At 51.0% G+C, this 19270-nt stretch carries 19 protein-coding genes and 1 tRNA gene; 12 read left to right on the plus strand and 8 right to left on the minus strand.

Features of this window, described 5'->3' with window-relative positions:
• Positions 1 to 60: 60 nt before the first annotated feature.
• The 8 genes from glsA to glmS all read right to left on the minus strand — a co-directional run bounded on the left by glsA (position 61) and on the right by glmS (position 8891).
• On the minus strand, positions 61 to 1062 hold the full coding sequence (gene glsA / locus OGX67_RS22780) for a glutaminase A (protein WP_032942734.1): 1002 nt from the start codon (positions 1060 to 1062) through the stop codon (positions 61 to 63).
• A gap of 125 nt (positions 1063 to 1187) precedes the next feature.
• Positions 1188 to 2492: a dicarboxylate/amino acid:cation symporter gene (locus OGX67_RS22785; protein ID WP_057064757.1), complete on the minus strand. Its 1305-nt coding sequence runs from the start codon at positions 2490 to 2492 to the stop codon at positions 1188 to 1190.
• 168 nt (positions 2493 to 2660) lie between these two features.
• A complete protein-coding gene (locus tag OGX67_RS22790; RefSeq protein WP_008320068.1) occupies positions 2661 to 2978 on the minus strand; it encodes a DUF4387 domain-containing protein in 318 nt (105 codons plus the stop codon).
• On the minus strand, positions 2975 to 4345 hold the full coding sequence (locus OGX67_RS22795) for an acyclic terpene utilization AtuA family protein (RefSeq protein ID WP_286527343.1): 1371 nt from the start codon (positions 4343 to 4345) through the stop codon (positions 2975 to 2977). Before OGX67_RS22795 ends, OGX67_RS22790 begins: the two co-directional genes overlap by 4 nt.
• A gap of 3 nt (positions 4346 to 4348) precedes the next feature.
• Entirely contained in the window at positions 4349 to 5590 is a 1242-nt protein-coding gene (locus OGX67_RS22800) for a methylaspartate ammonia-lyase (protein ID WP_003022953.1), read from the minus strand.
• The gene (locus OGX67_RS22805) at positions 5590 to 7035 is read right to left on the minus strand and encodes a methylaspartate mutase subunit E (protein WP_003022957.1); all 1446 of its coding nucleotides are present in this window, start codon (positions 7033 to 7035) and stop codon (positions 5590 to 5592) included. Before OGX67_RS22805 ends, OGX67_RS22800 begins: the two co-directional genes overlap by 1 nt.
• Before the next feature lie 18 nt (positions 7036 to 7053).
• Entirely contained in the window at positions 7054 to 8442 is a 1389-nt protein-coding gene (glmL, locus tag OGX67_RS22810) for a methylaspartate mutase accessory protein GlmL (protein WP_003835417.1), read from the minus strand.
• Positions 8442 to 8891, minus strand: a complete 450-nt coding sequence (gene glmS, locus OGX67_RS22815; RefSeq protein WP_003022963.1) for a methylaspartate mutase subunit S — start codon at positions 8889 to 8891, stop codon at positions 8442 to 8444. The genes glmL and glmS overlap by 1 nt, the downstream gene beginning before the upstream one ends.
• A 1217-nt stretch (positions 8892 to 10108) precedes the next feature.
• On the opposite strand from glmS, the gene cydA reads away from it, so the two are divergent.
• From cydA to OGX67_RS22875, 12 genes are all read left to right on the plus strand, one after another.
• Positions 10109 to 11677, plus strand: coding sequence for a cytochrome ubiquinol oxidase subunit I (gene cydA, locus OGX67_RS22820; RefSeq protein ID WP_003022965.1), 1569 nt, complete (start codon positions 10109 to 10111; stop codon positions 11675 to 11677).
• Between the two features lie 15 nt (positions 11678 to 11692).
• Complete coding sequence (cydB, locus tag OGX67_RS22825; RefSeq protein WP_003022968.1) at positions 11693 to 12832, plus strand: cytochrome d ubiquinol oxidase subunit II; 1140 nt, start codon at positions 11693 to 11695, stop codon at positions 12830 to 12832.
• 14 nt (positions 12833 to 12846) lie between these two features.
• Positions 12847 to 12960 (plus strand): cytochrome bd-I oxidase subunit CydX, encoded by a 114-nt coding sequence (cydX, locus tag OGX67_RS22830; protein WP_003022970.1) that lies wholly within the window; start codon positions 12847 to 12849, stop codon positions 12958 to 12960.
• The gene (gene ybgE / locus OGX67_RS22835) at positions 12960 to 13253 is read left to right on the plus strand and encodes a cyd operon protein YbgE (RefSeq protein ID WP_003022971.1); all 294 of its coding nucleotides are present in this window, start codon (positions 12960 to 12962) and stop codon (positions 13251 to 13253) included. The genes cydX and ybgE overlap by 1 nt, the downstream gene beginning before the upstream one ends.
• 150 nt (positions 13254 to 13403) lie before the next feature.
• A complete protein-coding gene (gene ybgC / locus OGX67_RS22840; RefSeq protein WP_003835413.1) occupies positions 13404 to 13808 on the plus strand; it encodes a tol-pal system-associated acyl-CoA thioesterase in 405 nt (134 codons plus the stop codon).
• Positions 13805 to 14497: a Tol-Pal system protein TolQ gene (gene tolQ, locus OGX67_RS22845; protein WP_003022976.1), complete on the plus strand. Its 693-nt coding sequence runs from the start codon at positions 13805 to 13807 to the stop codon at positions 14495 to 14497. The genes ybgC and tolQ overlap by 4 nt, the downstream gene beginning before the upstream one ends.
• Positions 14498 to 14500: 3 nt before the next feature.
• Positions 14501 to 14929, plus strand: a complete 429-nt coding sequence (gene tolR / locus OGX67_RS22850) for a colicin uptake protein TolR (protein ID WP_003022978.1) — start codon at positions 14501 to 14503, stop codon at positions 14927 to 14929.
• Positions 14930 to 14993: 64 nt separating this feature from the next.
• On the plus strand, positions 14994 to 16250 hold the full coding sequence (gene tolA, locus OGX67_RS22855) for a cell envelope integrity protein TolA (RefSeq protein WP_003022980.1): 1257 nt from the start codon (positions 14994 to 14996) through the stop codon (positions 16248 to 16250).
• Between the two features lie 128 nt (positions 16251 to 16378).
• Entirely contained in the window at positions 16379 to 17671 is a 1293-nt protein-coding gene (gene tolB / locus OGX67_RS22860; protein ID WP_003022981.1) for a Tol-Pal system beta propeller repeat protein TolB, read from the plus strand.
• Positions 17672 to 17705: 34 nt separating this feature from the next.
• Positions 17706 to 18224 carry a peptidoglycan-associated lipoprotein Pal gene (pal, locus tag OGX67_RS22865; protein ID WP_003022983.1) on the plus strand — a complete coding sequence of 173 codons (519 nt, stop codon included), beginning with the start codon at positions 17706 to 17708 and terminating at the stop codon, positions 18222 to 18224.
• Between the two features lie 9 nt (positions 18225 to 18233).
• Complete coding sequence (gene cpoB, locus OGX67_RS22870) at positions 18234 to 19025, plus strand: cell division protein CpoB (RefSeq protein WP_003847309.1); 792 nt, start codon at positions 18234 to 18236, stop codon at positions 19023 to 19025.
• Positions 19026 to 19190: 165 nt separating this feature from the next.
• Positions 19191 to 19266: transfer RNA gene (locus tag OGX67_RS22875), tRNA-Lys, on the plus strand.
• The last annotated feature ends 4 nt before the right edge of the window (positions 19267 to 19270 follow it).

Here is a 19270-nt window from a genome sequence, read left to right on the forward strand (position 1 = left end):
GTTTACTTCTCACCTCTTCGTATTGTTTGCCGGATAAGCAATGTGCCATCCGGCGTAAAGTTATTTGGCTAAAAAGACGTTGGCTTTTGTCGCTTCGGCGACATATTCGATAGTTTTCTGGGCACGAACGCTGTTTCCGGCTTCATCAAGCGGCGGAGAATAGACCGCAATCGCATATTCGCCTGGGACGACGGCAACCATGCCGCCGCCGACGCCGCTTTTCGCCGGAATGCCAACGGTGTATAGCCATTTACCGCTGCCGTCGTACAGTCCGGCAATTGCCATTTCTGCCAGTACCTGTGGAACATATTTCTCATTCAGCAACTGTTTGCCGTTGAACGGAGATTTGCCTTTGTTTGCCAGTACGGCACCCATTTTGGCCAGTTGCTCAACGGTGATATCCACCGAGCACTGGCGGGTATAAATTTCAACGGCTTCGTCAGTGTTGCCATAGAAGCTGTTATAGGATTCCATCAGTTTGGCCAGCGCCTGATTGTGCTGGTTGGTTTCCATTTCAGATTTGAAAACCGGTTCGTTCACGGTGAGAGTGGCATCGGCCCAGACGTTCAGGTTGTCGAGGATTTTGTTCCAACGATCGGTTTTGTCTTTGGCTTCAATCAGGCTAACGGTGCTCATGGCCCCGGCGTTTACCAGTGGGTTTTCAGGCGCGCCTTTGGTCAGTTCAACGGCCAAACCTGAGTTGAACGGCATGCCGGTGGCATTGGCGCCAAGTTTATCCAGCACTACCTGAGGACCGTGCTGCTCCATGGCGAGCGCCATGGTGAACACTTTACTCAGGGATTCCATTGGGAAAGGTTTGTTAACATCGCCAACCTGGTAGATCTTGCCGTCCACCGTCGCAATGGTGATGGCAAAATTTTTCGGGCTATAGGTCGCCAGAGCAGGTATGTAGTCGGCGACTTTTCCATCGTTATTACTTTTGTACTTCTGATGAGCCTGTTCTATCAGCTTGGCGTAGTCGGGCGTGGTTTGCGCGAATGTGGTTGCGCTAAACAAGACACTGAAAGAAAAGAGACTCACGCCGAGAATTGTTTTATTCATTATGCATTCCTGTTGGTGTGCTCATCTTGGTGCCGGATGGCGGCGTACCGCCTAATCCGGCCTACGGATAGTTAAACGTTATGTAGGCCGGATAAGCGCAAGCGCCATCCGGCAATAACGTAGTATCAGGACAAAGCGACTTCCGTTTCGGTAACCGGGCGTTCCTGTTCCGGTGACTTCACAGGCGCAGTTCCACGGCAACCCTGGCCGAAGTGTTCGCCTTCCCAACGGCCCACAATGGCAGCGCCCATGGCGTTACTCATGACGTTGGTAGCGGAACGACCCATATCGAGGAACGGATCGACACCCATCAGCAGGATCAAACCCGCTTCCGGAATGTTGAATTGGTTCAGTGTGGCGGCGATAACGACCATCGAGGCACGCGGTACACCCGCCATCCCTTTAGAGGTCAGCATCAGAATTAACAACATGGTAATTTGCTCGCCCATGCTCAGTTCGATGTTGCACGCCTGAGCAATAAAGACGGTGGCAAAGGAGCAGTAGGCCATGGAGCCGACCAGGTTAAAGGAGTAACCGATAGGCAGAACGAAGCTGGCAATTTTTGAGGAAACGCCGAATTTTTCCAGCTTGTCCAGCGTACCCGGGAAGGCGGCTTCAGAGCTTGAAGTGGTAAAGGCCAGCAGAGCGGGTTCGAGGATTGATTTAGTTAATCGTGCGATGCAAGGCCCGACGATCATAGTAGACAGGCCAATCAGGATCGCCCACAGCATACCCAGCGTCAGGTAGAACTCACCCATGAAGATCCCGGCGCTAACCATCACACCCAGACCACGTTCGGCAATCAGACCTGAAATAGCGGCAAAAACGGTCAGTGGCGCAAACAGCATGACGTAACCCGTCAGCTTCAGCATCACGTGCACCAGTGAATCCAGCACTTTCACAATAGGGTCGGCTTTTTCACCAATCGCAGCGAGGCTGCAACCAAGGAAGATTGAGAACACGACGATCTGAAGAATTTCGTTACGCGCCATCGCATCGACAATACTGGTCGGTACCGCGTGTGAGATGAACACTTTCAGCGTGAATGGCTCTGACTTAACGGCGGCAACAGCGCCGACGTCATGTGGCACAAAGTTGATACCTGCGCCTGGCTGGAAGATATTAACGATAACCAGACCCAGCGCGATTGACAGCAATGACGCGCAAATAAACAGGAAGAAGGTTTTCGAAAATATACGTCCGAGCGTTTTGGCATCGCCCATTTTGGCAATACCCACAACCAGAGTTGAAATAACCAATGGTGCGATAATCATTTTCACCATACGTAAGAATATAGTGGTGAAAATGGAAATGTCTGCTGCATAAGATTTTGCTGTTTCAGCCGCGGCCATATTATTTATGACCACCCCGGCAATCATGCCGAGTATCAGGCCTAATATGATCATCTTCGTTAAACTTATTTTCTTCATGTGTACTCCATCGGATAAAGGTTGGTAATTGGAATTGTGTAGGGTGGCGTGCGCCTGAGCCTGGACAGCAGCTCAGACGCACGCCTGTTGTGACCAACCGCATGAATAATTCGAAGCACTGTGATACAGCTGAATTCTGTGCCCCAATGGTTGTTATTGTGTTTTTTGTTACAAGTCGAACTCAATACTTAATAATGGTGCGTGTTGCTGTGCACCATAAACATCATTGTCACCGACGTTGCCGGAAATAATATCGCGCGGCATGACGATTTTTACGGCATTCGCCGGATCGAACCATACAATATTGTGAATAAAGTCAGGTTTAACGTTATATAAACCGGCAATAAGCTGCGGTGTTAATTGCTCTGAGCGTTTTACGCGCTGATAATCTTCCCGGGTTTTAAATAAAATATCTAAAACCAGTTCGTACGGTCCGGCGTTTTTCGAGCGAATAACTTGTGCCAGTGAACAAATTGAGTGTTTCATGCCTGAACTCCTTCTGGCGTCACCTGTTCAATATGGAAATCAAAACGCAGCGCATCGCTCGCTTCAATCAGGTGATAGATCGAGAACTCATACACCGGTCCACTCTGAATATCAGATGGCGAGAACGGGAAGGCGAGGTTGCCCGCAGTCGCAATGCGATTTTCATAGCCGTAGTGCAGCAGGGTAGAGCGCACCAGCGAGCAAACGCTGTTGGCGATGTCCTGCGTCGGCGCAACGACATCCAGTAAAATTCCCAGTTCATGGCCCGCAGTTTTCATCGGTTCATGGTTGCCCATCACACCGTTCTTACCGTACAAGTGGAACGTCATGCGGATACTGTCGTCATTCAGGGAGAGGTTACGTGCAACGCTTGCCTGTACCTCTTCAAGAATCGTGTCAATCCCGGCAATCATAATCGGGTCGCGTGTTCCGGCGATGGTCAGGCAACGGAAGCCAACCTGGCGTGCACCTTCCAGTTTCAACGCATACGGTGTTTCTTCATGGCGTGAACCGCTGACATACACTTCACCCTCGTTAACCTGGGTGAAAGTGCATGCTTTCAGGTTCAGCACACCGCCTGGCCCTGGCAGGAAGTAAGGATCTGACTTCTCGTACAGGGTGTGCGCCGCAGCAGAAGTTTCAGTGAACTTACGCTTGGGATTGAACGCCTTCAGCGTAAAGCCGTTGTCGTCGATAATCCCCATCGCACAATCGGAGCCGGAGCCAGGGGTGGCGGCAATGGCAGCACACTCAAGGATCTTACCGCAATGAAGCGCCAGACCTTCATCAAAGCCCTGCATAATCGGCAGCGCGGCGAAGCAGGCCGGATCGTAGGCTCGTCCGCCCAGGACCACCTGTGCACCGGCTTTCAGCGCACGCTGGAAAGGCTCGACGCCCATCTGCGCGACAATGTAGGTGCTCTCTTCAATGGCCTCGTGAGTCAGTTCAGGCACAAAATCGAGCGCGGTGATTTTGCCGTTATCCAGTGCCTGATGAACGATTTCTTTGTCGACATCAGACGGAATTAGCGCCATTGAGAAAGACAGTTTTTCTTCCTGCGCGATCTCATGGATTATTTGGCGACACCACTCCAGATGCGGAGCTGCGCCAGAACCACCGGCTGTGCCGATCACTACCGGGATGTTGTTCTTAACGCCTGCCACAATCATATAGCGCAGATCGCGTTTCACACCGGCCCTGTCAGTAAAGGGTTTACCTGCCCCCAGGTAGTGGGGGCCAGGATCGGAGGAACCTGCGTCAACAGCAATAAGATCCGGTGACTCTTCCATGGCTTTACGAAAACTTTCTTCCGGGAAGCCATAACCCAGGACAGCCGTAGGCGATAAGATCTTAAATGTGCGTGCCATCTCTTAATCCTTAGTTTGCAACAGCGCGATGGTGCGGTTCATTTCGTTAAACACGATGTTGAGACCTTCATCGAAACCCATACCCGGTTTGATCAGCATGCGCATTGGACGCGCGGCCAGCGCGACGTGTACGCAGGTACGAGCACTGATTTCCGTTTCGTTACAGGTACCGCCCTGATAGGCTTCCATTCCGTGTTTGTTGCAATACAGCACTGCATCAACGATGTTGTGAATACCGCCCAGATCCGGGGTTTTAATCTGCACCATGTGGCAACTGCCCGCGTCGGTGAAGTCCACGATGTCCTGATAGGTGTTACACCATTCATCCGCAACGATTTTCACGCCGGAACCCAGACGAGTCAGCTCCTGAGTGATCTCGGTTAACATGCGGATCTGATCCGGCTTGTTACCGGCATCAACCGGGCCTTCAATGTACAGCGGTAGACCTTGAGCTTCGGCTTCCAGGCTGGCGATGTATTCGGCGCAACGCACTGGATCCATATCGAAGATCAGACCAATGGTGCCGTAGACATCAATATGCAGCGTCGGGTGATAGCTTTCGTTGGTGCGCAGGCTCAGGATGCGGTTAGACAACCAGCGGACGTACTCACGCAGTTTTTCACCTTTAAAGCCCAACTTCTCTTCAACGTTATTGATCAGGGCATGCGGCAGGACATCCACACCTTTGAGGATCATCTTGTCGACGGCGATATAACGGTCGTCGCCGCTCTGACCAAATAACGGAATGGCTTCCGGAACGCATGGCAGTTGCCATTCATCACAAACCACTTCGGCTTTCAGACGACCGGTAGCCAGTGCCGCCGCGTCGAGCAGTGCCTGAGACAGACCATAACGTACGGCGGTATGCAGTAGATGGCCGTCAATACGCAATTCATCAAAGAAACGGGCGTTGGTCAGGAACGAATCAACGTCACGACCTTCCAGCAACGGCTTGATGTGGTCGTTGAGGAACGGAATGAAGTTTTCAGCCAGGAACAGCGGGTCACGACCGCCTGCACCTGAATATTGCACCGCTGCGCAATCGCCCACAGCTACCGCACCGTTTTCCAGAATCAGTTGTACGGAAACACATTCACCCGCCTGACGAACAGAGGTAAATCCAGGCGTGACCGGATCGCCGGTGTAGATAAACCCGTCATGACCGGCGCCATTTTTGATGGCCTGCTGATCGTCAAAATAAAATGAGGAGTAGCCAGCGGTGAAAAGGGCCTTTTTGATTTTCATTATGGTCTTCCTATTAATTTACTGTGGGATACGGCGTTGATGTCATCAATGACCATCTGGAAAGAAGGCTTGCGGCCTTCAAAATGTGCGCGCTCTGCGACATAGTCGTGGTGCAGGGCGAGAATATCTTTCGGCAGCGGCACGGCACCGGCTTCAAGAATACGGATTGCGCCTGTGTTATCGCGAACAGGCAGGATCTTACCGGCGTTACAGGCGGCAGGAGCGAAAGGTACATCCAGCACGCCAGCTTCAAAGGCCAGCACCGTACCGCGCGCAATGTCGCCATTGCCCAGTTCGAAGACTTTCTTCAACACCGCGCGGACTTCGCTCTTAATCAGGTCAACTTCCTGCTCCACGGCAGCGCACTGCGGGAATTTCTGGTCGCTGACCATGTTGAGCATCTGGCGTGACGCTTTCAGACCCTGGGCGTTAGCTGCCGCGGTTGGGATACCGAACGCTTCGTGCGGGCTTTTGGTGATCACTTTTGTGGCACCCGACATACCAGCAACCGCTGCACCCCAGGCGATAACAGAGAAGGCTTTCGCTTCATCTTCCGGGAATCCGCCCATCCACTGGTGGAAAACGGTGCTCAGTTCGTAATCGTCGAAACCATGGTTATGGAAGTATTCGTGGGACAGTTCACGCAGCGCCTGAATAGCGGCGATATCCTGCGTCAGGCTACCGACCTGGCCGTAGCCGACGGTAATGGATTTCACGCCTTGTTCCAGCGCCAGCAGACCTTCAATAATCGCCACCGAGTGGGACATAAACGGCGGGATCAGGGTACCGGTTAGCGGGCCAAACGGCTCACGGTTGATGCGAATGCCGTTCTCTTCGTACAGACCCATCAGACGGTCGCAGTACTGCCAGTCGCGAATGGATTTTTCCAGGGTGACGCGTTTGGCGTAAGGGATGTTGTAGGAGATACCGCCGCCTTCGTAGCTGGTGAAGCCACTGGCCATGGCGATTTCTGCCAGCAGGCGCGCATCCGGCGTACCGTGGCGAACCTGGATCGGTTTTTCCAGCGATTCAGTCATCCGGCGGCAGGCAGCAACCCCGTGATTGACGACTGGTAAACCATTCAGCTTGGAAGTACCTGCTTCGATGGATTTCTGGATCCCGACAGCGGCTTCTTCATAGCGGTTCAGACGGGTATAGGCATCGATAGTACTCGGCAGGAGGTCGCACTCTTCCTGCAATGTTTTGAGCAGCGCAATATGCTCATCCATTAATGCTACGCCTGCACGCGGCTGGCTCAGGGTTTTACCTTCCTGATCGGCTTTCAGCAGGGCAAGGGAGAAGCGTTTTTTATCTGGAATTGATTGCTGGTACTTCACGCCATCTTCGAAGTTCTCAACGTCTTTGCCGGTTTCCCAGGTTTGTAATACCTGATGCCTTTCGGTCATGAATTCGTCATGGGTCAATTTTTTATTTCGAAGTTCCATTCGTAGCTGCCTTAAGTTTTATAGGGTTAAACACTGAATGCTGGTGCGAGCAGCGGCTTGCGGGTACAGCCTGGCGACGTTTGCCAGAAGCGGGAGCAGGCCATTTGAATCGCGGTAATACTCAAACTGATTCGGTAACAGAATTCTTTTCCCCTGGTCGTCCAGCTCCCGGTATTTGAGCCAGTTATGGATATCGAACTGGCTGGCGCGAGAGAGCCATCCCCCTGAACCGACGACTTTGCGTACGGTGGTGAGATCGCGACCCATCTGTAAATCCACGTTACCCACGCAGGTGCAAACCTGCTTTTTAGTGCCTGCGTGGCGCTCAGCGGCATAGCCCACGCATAAACCTGCCAGCAGGGTGTCGTAATATTTCTCTTCCTCACTGAGTGGCAGGTAATCCGGTTGCCCTACCAGATGGCGCAGGTAGCGATAAAACGCTTCCTCACGCTGCGGTTGTTGGGCGAAGATGACTTTCACCATATCCTGCGTGCTTTCTCCCACCACGACGGCGGAAACGCGCATGCCCAGGTCGCCTTCTACGGTACGTTTGACGAACGGTTCAGGAACACCATGCAGGACGGTATCGGGGGAGAGGGTATTCGCGCTGGCCGAATAGACATCCGTGGTGGCTCCGCCCATATCAATCAGCATGAATTCCTTCCATGCGCTGTCGTAATCGCTAATGGCTTTGACTAACTCATAGACCGTCCATGGCGTCGGCATTGGCTCTTCGCCTGTTTCGCCAACAATGACGTCCAGACCTTTGCCTTTGACAATGCGTGACAAGAACACATCACAAATCGCCTGGCGTGCGGCAAACGGATTCGGGTGATCGAGGTCAGGCAGAATGTTGTCTACCGTGGTCAAATCCTTATGTCCCAGAATCGTTTGTATTTCGTCCTGAATGTCCCGGTTTCCGGCGTAGATAATGGCGCAATCAAGCTTTGAGCCTGCCAACGCATGCGCATTCGCCAGGCCGTAACTTTCTTCGCCACCGTCTGTACCGCCGGTAAACAGCAGAATATCTGGAGGGGATGACTCCAGCTCCTGGATGTCATGACGATTCAGCTTGTACGAATAATATTGCGCGATTTTCGCTCCTGCCGAATGGGCGGTAACTTTTGCCGATTCCAGCGTAATGGAAGGCACCAGCCCCATTGCTGCAACGGCAAGCCCACCTTTCGCTGAGGAGGAGTATTTCAACTGCACTTCACCACTTTTCAGTAACGGGCGAGCATCGGCAACATTCAGCACCTGATTCAGGCTGGCAAAAAAACCGTCTGCCAGATGATGTGTGGTGGTTGGGGTCAGGACATGGTTTATCAGGGTTAAATCCTCGCCTTCATGGGCGAAGAGGGCTGCCTTGGTCCATGTCGAGCCGATATCGACAGAAACTGTTTGCATCAGATGGCCTCTTCCAGGCAACGCTGTTCGAGGCCATTGTGTTGGTGAATATCATTAGTGATAAGCGCGCAAACATCTTCCAGATCGTGACTGGGGGCGAAGACCCGGTTAAAGCCCATCTCTTTAAACTTCACTTCCACATCGGCGAAGTCATGTTTACCGACGACCAGGTTGCCGCCGACGTACAGCAGAATGTCGCCAAGGCCGCGTTCGATGCAGCGCTCACGTAATCCGAGGCAGTCAATGTCGCCATGACCGTAGATAGAGGACACCACGATGGCATCGGCGCCTGTTTCAATCGCAGCATCAATATATTCATCCTGGCTCACCATCACCCCGAGGTTGATTACGTGAAAATCATGAGCGGTAAAAACGCGATCCAGAACTTTATTACCTACTGCATGGCAGTCAGCACCGATGACGCCAATAACAAGTGTAGATTTCTTCATGGGTAATCCTCTGTAGGGCTGATGGTCAATAAGTGAAATTATTTTCTAATATTTAGAACATGGATTGTGACAACCTCTTAATAGGGTTGGAGTTTCTGTGGAAGCGAAAAAGGAAGCAATTGATCTATTTTCAAAATATCCTGAGAAAAATGATTGTTATATTTGGTTGTTATAAAAATCCTTTACAATCAGATAGATGCATCGTTTTTTCTTGGGCGGTTTTAATTTATTAGAAAATTGGGTAATAAATTACTTGCCATGTTTGTGATCGAAATCTTATTTTGTTATGCGCGCCATTTATGTCGTGTTTTTAATAATTTCAAAAATCACAATTACTAATTAACTTGTGAACGACGTAACGGTTTTTTATTTTTTAATCTTATATGTCACAATTCATTTTTGTTAATTTTAGGATAAAAATGATAATGAAATGTTTGTGGCATATTTAATCTTTGCCACATAAGTGCAGAGTGGGCGTTAAAGGTAACTTTCAGTGATGATTTAAGCGAAACGCCAGCGTTCTCTCGCAGAACACCAAACGCAATGCATCGGTCAATGTGGAACGTTTTCTCTTCCAGCTGAGATAGTTACATCTCGGTGTTAATTATAAGTAAAATTTAAATGAATAATTTGTATGAAATAACAAGTCCATGACTTGCTAAACAAAAAACTGTGAGCTACCTAGCATTAGTGATTCTTTATCTGCTATCAATTTTGTCAGCCGGGCTGGTTAAAAGATCGTGTACATTTAAATAAATATCCTATCATTTGTAGTAACGGCAATTACTCATTGAAAAACATGTTGTTAACATCGCATTTACTAGTCATGCGAGTGTTAAACACTATTAACATTAAATTTGAAAATTGATTTAAATCAATGTTTAAAACTTGGAAAACGGCATCAAAAGAGGTTAAATTGCTGCAGATCAAATTGGTCTGAAAGTGGTAAATTAGCTATAAATTGATCACTATCGAAAAATGCAAATTTGTCTCGATAAAAACCTGTTTATTGTAAGGATTTTACGGCGTAATATAATTGCGGGATCAATTTGAGTGTTTTATTAACATGTTTGTAACCTTTCTCCATTGTCCTTTCTTCACAAGAGAAGAAAGAGTAGCGGCGTAAGGAAGCAGATAAATTTGTATTGGGGCATGCGTGTGACCCTTTCTAACGGGGTTCACTCTCGGAGTCTTCATGCGATGAGCAAGGAGTCATGATGTTAGATATAGTCGAACTGTCGCGCTTACAGTTTGCCTTGACCGCGATGTACCACTTCCTGTTTGTGCCACTGACGCTCGGTATGGCGTTCTTGCTGGCCATTATGGAAACGGTCTACGTCCTTTCCGGCAAACAGATTTATAAAGATATGACCAAGTTCTGGGGCAAGTTGTTTGGTATCAACTTCGCTCTGGGTGTGGCTACCGGTCTGACCATGGAGTTCCAGTTCGGGACTAACTGGTCTTACTACTCCCACTATGTAGGGGATATTTTCGGTGCGCCACTGGCGATCGAAGGTTTGATGGCCTTCTTCCTCGAATCCACCTTTGTAGGTCTGTTCTTCTTCGGCTGGGACCGTTTGGGTAAAGTCCAGCATATGTGTGTCACCTGGCTGGTGGCCCTGGGTTCTAACCTGTCCGCGCTGTGGATTCTGGTTGCGAACGGCTGGATGCAGAACCCAATCGCAGCGGATTTCAACTTCGAAACCATGCGTATGGAGATGCTGAGCTTCTCTGAACTGGTGCTCAACCCGGTAGCACAGGTGAAATTTGTTCACACTGTGGCATCTGGTTATGTATGCGGCGCGATGTTCGTTCTGGGTATCAGCTCCTACTATATGCTGCGCGGTCGTGACTTCGCGTTTGCTAAACGTTCTTTTGCCATCGCGGCCAGCTTTGGTATGGCTGCCATTCTGTCTGTTATCGTTCTGGGTGATGAATCTGGTTACGAAATGGGCGACGTGCAGAAAACCAAACTCGCAGCGATTGAAGCAGAATGGGAAACTCAGCCTGCACCGGCTTCCTTTACGCTGTTCGGTATTCCGGACCAGGATGCGCAGGAAAACCATTTTGCGATTCAAATTCCTTATGCGCTGGGCATCATCGCCACCCGCTCTGTTGATACACCGGTCATTGGTCTGAAAGACCTGATGGTGCAGCACGAAGAGCGTATCCGTAACGGGATGAAAGCGTATCAGTTGCTGGAAGAACTGCGTGCTGGTACTACCGACCAGGCCGTTCGCGACCAGTTCAACAGTATGAAGAAAGACCTGGGTTATGGTCTGCTGCTGAAACGCTATACGGATAACGTCACCGACGCGACCGAAGCGCAAATTCAGCAGGCAACGAAAGATTCTATCCCTCGCGTTGCGCCGCTGTACTTCGCTTTCCGTATCATGGTGGCATGCGGCATTCTGATGCTGGCAATTATCGCGGTATCCTTCTGGACTGTGCTTCGTAACCGTATCGGTGAGAAAAAATGGCTGCTGCGCACTGCGCTGTACGCGATTCCTCTGCCGTGGATTGCTATTGAATCCGGTTGGTTTGTCGCAGAGTACGGTCGTCAACCGTGGGCGATTGGTGAAGTGTTACCAACAGCCGTAGCGAACTCTTCGCTGACTGCTGGCGACCTCATCTTCTCGATGCTGTTGATTTGCGGCCTGTATACCCTGTTCCTGGTGGCTGAACTGTATCTGATGTTCAAGTTCGCACGCCTTGGGCCGAGTAGCCTGAAAACCGGTCGTTATCACTACGAGCAGTCCACTGTGACTTCTCAGCCGGCACGCTAAGACAGGAGTCGTCAAATGATCGATTATGAAGTATTGCGTTTTATCTGGTGGCTGCTGGTTGGCATTCTGCTGATTGGTTTCGCGGTCACTGATGGCTTCGACATGGGGGTGGGCATGCTCACCCGTTTCCTCGGTCGTAATGATACCGAGCGTCGAATTATGATTAACTCCATCGCCCCGCACTGGGACGGTAACCAGGTTTGGCTTATCACCGCGGGTGGCGCACTGTTCGCTGCCTGGCCGATGGTGTATGCCGCTGCGTTCTCCGGTTTCTATGTGGCGATGATCCTGGTACTGGCGTCTTTGTTCTTCCGTCCGGTCGGTTTTGATTACCGCTCCAAGATTGAAGACATGCGCTGGCGCAACATGTGGGACTGGGGCATCTTCATTGGTAGCTTCGTGCCACCGCTGGTGATTGGCGTGGCGTTCGGCAACCTGCTGCAAGGGGTTCCGTTCCACGTAGATGACTACATGCGTTTGTACTACACCGGTAACTTCTTCCAGTTGCTGAATCCGTTTGGTCTGCTGGCTGGTGTCGTGAGCGTTGGGATGATCATCACCCAGGGTGCGACCTATCTGCAGATGCGTACGGTAGGTGAACTGCATCTGCGTGCTCGTGCAACTTCACAGGTTGCGGCACTGGTGACTCTGGTCTGCTTCGCGCTGGCCGGTGTATGGGTGATTTACGGTATTGACGGTTATGTTGTGACCTCAGCCCTGGATCATCATGCCGCCTCCAACCCGCTGACCAAAGAAGTGGCTCGCGTGGCTGGCGCATGGATGGTGAACTTTAACAATGCACCTATCCTGTGGCTGGTTCCTGCACTGGGCGTGGTTCTGCCGCTGTTGACCATTCTGACTTCTCGTATGGAGAAAGGGGCCTGGGCATTCGTCTTCTCTTCACTGACGTTAGCATGCATCATCCTGACTGCCGGTATCGCAATGTTCCCGTTTGTGATGCCATCCAGCACCATGATGAACGCAAGTTTGACCATGTGGGATGCAACGTCCAGCCAGCTGACGCTGAATCTGATGACGTATGTAGCTTGTGTGTTCGTACCGATCATTCTGCTGTACACCGGCTGGTGTTACTGGAAGATGTTTGGTCGCATCACTAAAGAAGATATTGAAAGCAACACCCACTCTCTGTACTAAGTAAGGAGCTTAAAATGTGGTATTTCGCATGGATTTTGGGAACGCTTCTTGCCTGTGCATTTGGGATAATCACAGCGCTGGCGCTTGAGCACGTTGAATCAGGCAAAGCCGGACAAGAAGATAGCTAATGACCAACATTATCGCGATGTTATACAACGCGATGGACAAGCGCCCCTTGCGGGCGCTTTCATTTGTGCTGGCAATCGTATTGGCCGGCTGCATATTCTGGGATCCGTCACGTTTCGCGGCCAAAACCAGTGAGCTTGAAATCTGGCATGGTTTTCTGCTGATGTGGGCGGTCTGCGCAGGCATCATTCACGGCGTTGGCTTTCGTCCTCGTGCCGTACACTGGCAGGGTATCTTCTGCCCGCTGATCGCGGATATCGTCCTCGTTGTTGGTCTGTTTTTCTTCTTCTTTTGAATAAGAAACATCCTTAAATATTTATGGGCTTGCATAAGCCCATAATTTTTTACTCTCCGTTTACTTTCCCCCATTCCAAAGCACCATTCCCGCGCGTATAGTAGCGAAGTTTGAAAGCACTAACCTTTTGTTGCATTACCGGGATGTAAAGTGAATACAACGCTGTTTCGATGGCCGGTTCGTGTCTACTATGAAGATACCGATGCCGGTGGGGTGGTTTACCACGCCAGCTACGTCGCTTTTTATGAAAGAGCGCGCACAGAGATGCTGCGTCATCATCACTTCAGTCAGCAGGTCCTGTTGGCTGAACGTGTAGCCTTTGTGGTGCGCAAGATGACCCTCGAGTATTTTGCGCCTGCCCGGCTCGACGATATGCTCGAAGTTCAAACCGAAATTACGTCAATGCGTGGCACCTCTTTGGTTTTCACGCAACGCATTGTCAACGCAGAGAACACCGTGCTAAATGAAGCCGAAGTTCTGATTGTTTGCGTTGATCCACTCAAAATGAAGCCTCGTGCGCTTCCCAAGTCTATTGTCGCGGAGTTTAAGCAGTGACTGACATGAATATCCTTGATTTGTTCCTGAAGGCAAGCCTTCTGGTTAAACTTATCATGTTGATTTTGATTGGTTTCTCAATCGCATCCTGGGCCATTATTATCCAGCGGACCCGTATTCTTAATGCTGCTTCACGTGAAGCCGAAGCATTTGAAGACAAGTTCTGGTCTGGCATTGAATTGTCGCGCCTGTACCAGGAAAGCCAGGGGCGTCGTGATAATTTGGCTGGCTCAGAACAAATTTTCTACAGCGGGTTCAAAGAATTTGCCCGTTTGCATCGGGCAAATAGCCACGCGCCGGAAGCGGTCGTTGAGGGGGCTTCCCGTGCGATGCGTATCTCGATGAACCGTGAGCTGGAAACGCTGGAAACGCATATTCCATTCCTCGGAACCGTTGGCTCCATCAGCCCGTATATCGGTCTGTTCGGTACCGTTTGGGGGATCATGCACGCATTTATCGCGCTGGGCGCGGTAAAACAGGCGACACTGCAAATGGTTGCACCGGGTATCGCGGAAGCGTTGATTGCAACGGCTATCGGTCTGTTTGCGGCAATCCCGGCGGTTATGGCCTACAACCGTCTGAACCAGCGCGTGAACAAACTGGAACTGAATTACGACAACTTTATGGAAGAGTTCACCGCGATTCTGCACCGCCAGGCGTTTACCGTTAGCGAGAGCAACAAGGGGTAAGCCATGGCCAGAACGCGTGGACGAGGTCGTCGCGAACTCAAGTCCGAAATCAATATTGTACCGCTGCTCGACGTACTGCTGGTGCTGTTGCTGATCTTTATGGCAACCGCACCGATCATTACGCAGAGTGTGGAAGTCGACCTGCCGGATGCGACCGAATCGCAAGCCGTCAGCAGTAACGACGAACCTCCGGTCATTATTGAAGTTTCCGGTATTGGGCAATACAGCGTGGTGGTTGAGAAAGATCGTATGGATCAACTGCCGCCGGAGCAGGTTATCGCGGAAGCGAAAAGCCGCCTGCAGACCAATCCGAAAACGGTCTTTTTAATCGGTGGTGCGAAAGACGTGCCTTATGATGAAATAATTAAAGCGCTGAACTTGTTACACAGTGCAGGCGTAAAATCGGTTGGCTTGATGACGCAGCCAATCTGATGACGGCGTTTTGCTGGCTTGAAAGATAGCACGTAACAGGCGAACAGTTTTTTGGGAACCGAGAGTGTCAAAGGCAACCGAACAAAACGACAAGCTCAAAAGGGCGATAATTATTTCAGCGGTGCTGCATGTCATTTTATTTGCAGCGCTGATCTGGAGTTCGTTCGATGAGCACATTGATGCTTCAGCCGGCGGCGGTGGCGGTTCGTCCATCGACGCCGTTATGGTCGATCCTGGCGCCGTTGTGCAACAGTACGACAGGCAGCAGCAACAGCAGGCAAGCGCGAAACGTGCTGAAGAGCAGCGTGAAAAGCAGGCGCAGCAGCAAGCTGAAGAACTTCGCGAGAAACAGGCAGCTGAGCAAGAGCGACTGAAGCAGCTGGAAAAAGAACGCTTAGCCGCGCAGGAAAAAGTGCGCGAACAGGCGGAACAGCAGAAGCAAGCTGAAGCCGCCGCCGCGAAAGCGCAAGAGCAACAGAAACAGGCTGAAGAAGCTGCGGCGAAGGCTGCTGCAGACGCGAAGGCTAAAGCTGATGCACAGGCGAAACAAGCGGCAGATGCCGCGAAGAAAGCCGCTGCGGACGCACAGAAAAAAGCTGAGGCGGAAGCTGCTAAAGCCGCTGCTGATGCGAAGAAAGTTGCCGAAGCACAAGCTGCTAAAGCTGCCGCGGACGCTGCGAAGAAAGCACAGGCTGAAGCCGCTAAGCAAGCAGCAGCCGAGAAAGCTGCCGCTGAGAAAGCAGAAAAAGCCGCCGCCGCGAAAGCGGCCGCTGCTGAAAAAGCGGCGGCTGATAAGAAAGCCGCAGCGGAAAAAGCAGCAGCAGACAAAAAAGCTGCAGCCGAGAAAGCCGCTGCCGATAAGAAAGCTGCGGCAGATAAAGCAGCTGCTGCTAAAAAGGCTGCGGCCGAAAAAGCCGCTGCAGCCTCTGGCGTTGACGACTTGTTGGGTGACCTGAGCTCCGGTAAGAATGCACCGAAATCGGGCGGTGGAGCGAAAGGAAACGGCCAACCGGCGAAAGATAGTGGTACAAGTGGTGCCAATGGCGGTGCATCTGGTGCTGATATCAGTGCTTACGCATCTCAAATTCGTAATGCGATCCAGAGCCGTCTGTATGGTGCAGATTTGTATGCAGGTAAATCTTGCGTATTACATATCAAGTTAGCACCCGATGGTCTGTTACTGGATGTGACCGAAGAGGGTGGGGATCCAGCATTGTGTCAGGCTGCGCTGACGGCTGCGAAAACTGCCAGAATTCCTAAACCGCCTAGCCAGGCAGTTTATGAAAAAGTAAAAGATGCCAAACTGGACTTCAAACTGTAATAACGACCCCTGAGAAATCAGGGGAAACGGTCTAAGGTTGATACTGAGTTGTGGTAGTTTTGTGTATTTGAGTTTGTTAACATTCTGCTAAATTATCGTGGGCTTTCCGTCCAGATAAGGGAGATATGATGAAGCAGGCATTACGAGTAGCATTTGGTTTTCTGATGCTGTGGGCAGCGGTGCTGCACGCAGAAGTACGTATCGAGATCACCCAGGGGGTGGACTCGGCGCGCCCGATTGGTGTTGTCCCCTTCCAGTGGGCAGGACCGGGTGCTGCACCTGAAGATATCGGTGGTATCGTAGGTGCTGACCTGCGTAACAGCGGTAAATTTAACCCGTTAGACCGTTCTCGTCTGCCTCAGCAGCCTGGTACCGCGCAGGAAGTTCAACCTGCCGCTTGGTCTGCGCTGGGCATTGATGCCGTAGTCGTCGGCCAGGTTACGCCGAACCCGGATGGTTCTTACAGCGTTGCCTATCAGCTGGTTGACACCGGTGGCGCACCGGGTACCGTACTGGCACAGAACACTTATAAAGTGAACAAGCAGTGGCTGCGTTACGCGGGGCATACTGCAAGTGACGAAGTGTTTGAAAAACTGACCGGCATTAAAGGTGCATTCCGTACCCGTATCGCTTATGTTGTTCAGACCAACGGTGGTCAGTTCCCGTACGAATTACGTGTGTCCGACTACGATGGTTACAACCAGTTCGTGGTACACCGTTCTCCGCAGCCGCTGATGTCTCCGGCGTGGTCTCCGGACGGTTCAAAACTGGCGTACGTAACCTTCGAGAGTGGTCGTTCTGCACTGGTTATTCAGACGTTGTCAAATGGCGCGGTTCGTCAGGTAGCGTCGTTCCCACGTCACAACGGTGCGCCTGCGTTTTCTCCGGATGGCAGCAAACTGGCGTTTGCCCTGTCTAAAACCGGTAGCCTGAACCTGTATGTCATGGACATTGGTTCCGGTCAGATTCGTCAGGTGACGGATGGTCGTAGCAACAACACGGAACCGACCTGGTTCCCGGACAGCCAAAACCTGGCCTTTACATCTGACCAGGCCGGTCGTCCGCAGGTATATAAAGTTAACGTCAACGGCGGTGCTCCGCAGCGCATTACCTGGGAAGGTTCGCAAAACCAGGATGCGGATGTGAGCAGCGACGGTAAATTTATGGTAATGGTAAGTTCGGCCAACGGTCAGCAGCACATTGCCAAACAAGATCTGGTAGCGGGTGGCGTACAAGTTCTGTCGTCAACGTTCCTGGACGAAACGCCAAGTCTGGCACCTAACGGCACTATGGTAATCTACAGCTCTTCTCAGGGGATGGGATCCGTGCTGAATTTGGTTTCTACAGATGGGCGTTTCAAAGCGCGTCTTCCGGCAACTGATGGACAGGTTAAATTCCCTGCCTGGTCGCCGTATCTGTGATAATAAATAATTGATTAATAAAGGAATCATTGAAATGCAACTGAACAAAGTGCTGAAAGGGCTGATGATTGCTCTGCCTGTTATGGCTATTGCAGCGTGTTCTTCTAACAAGAACGCCAGCAATGACGGCAGCGAAGGCATGCTGGGTGCCGGCACTGGTATGGATGCAAACGGCAGCGGCAACATGTCTTCTGAAGAGCAAGCGCGTCTTCAGATGCAACAGCTGCAGCAGAACAACATCGTTTACTTCGATCTGGACAAGTACGATATCCGTTCTGATTTCGCTGCAATGCTGGATGCTCACGCTAACTTCCTGCGTAGCAACCCATCTTACAAAGTCACCGTAGAAGGTCATGCGGACGAACGTGGTACTCCTGAGTACAACATCTCCCTGGGTGAGCGTCGTGCGAACGCCGTTAAGATGTACCTGCAGGGTAAAGGCGTTTCTGCTGACCAGATCTCCATCGTTTCTTACGGTAAAGAAAAACCTGCAGTACTGGGTCATGACGAAGCGGCTTACGCCAAAAACCGTCGCGCCGTACTGGTTTACTAAGAGAATTGCATGAGCAGTAACTTCAGACATCATCTGTTGAGTCTGTCGTTACTGGTTGGCATAGCGGCCCCTTGGGCCGCTTTTGCTCAGGCGCCAATCAGTAGTGTCGGCTCAGGCTCGGTCGAAGACCGTGTCACTCAACTCGAGCGTATTTCTAACGCTCACAGTCAGCTTTTAACCCAACTCCAGCAACAACTCTCCGATAATCAGTCCGATATTGATTCCCTGCGTGGTCAAATTCAGGAAAATCAGTATCAGTTGAACCAGGTTGTTGAACGCCAGAAGCAAATATTGTTGCAGATTAATAATCTTGGCAGCGGTAGTGCGCCTGCGGCGCAGTCTGCAGGTAGCGATCAGAGTGGGGCAGCTGCAACCCCTACGCCTGATGCGGGCGCAGCGGCAGCGTCAGGAGCCCCGGCGCAGACTGGCGATGCGAACACTGATTACAATGCGGCCATTGCTCTGGTGCAGGATAAATCCCGCCAGGATGATGCGATTGAAGCATTTCAGAACTTCATCAAAAAGTACCCAGACTCGACTTACCTGCCAAATGCGAATTACTGGCTGGGTCAGTTGAATTACAACAAGGGGAAAAAAGATGATGCAGCGTTCTATTTTGCTTCAGTAGTTAAAAACTTCCCGAAATCACCAAAGGCTGCAGACGCGATGTATAAAGTCGGCGTCATCATGCAGGACAAAGGTGACACAGCAAAAGCTAAAGCCGTTTATCAGCAGGTTATCACTAAATACCCTGGCACTGATGGCGCGAAACAAGCGCAAAAACGCCTTGGCGCGATGTAATGAACACCATGCGACCAGAAATCGTGTTAATTCTGGTCGCGTCGTGTGATTCCTAAGCAGTTGAGTTATTTACATCGAAATTTTTGTTGCGCTAAAATCTGAAATCAGTAATATATGCCGCCGTTGCCAAGGGATATCAAACAGCCCGAAAGCGGCAAAAAAAGTGGGTCGTTAGCTCAGTTGGTAGAGCAGTTGACTTTTAATCAATTGGTCGCAGGTTCGAATCCTGCACGACCCACCAATCG

The sequence above is a fragment of the Citrobacter sp. Cf118 genome, from assembly GCF_030334095.1.
GTDB classification, from domain to species: Bacteria; Pseudomonadota; Gammaproteobacteria; order Enterobacterales; family Enterobacteriaceae; genus Citrobacter; species Citrobacter freundii.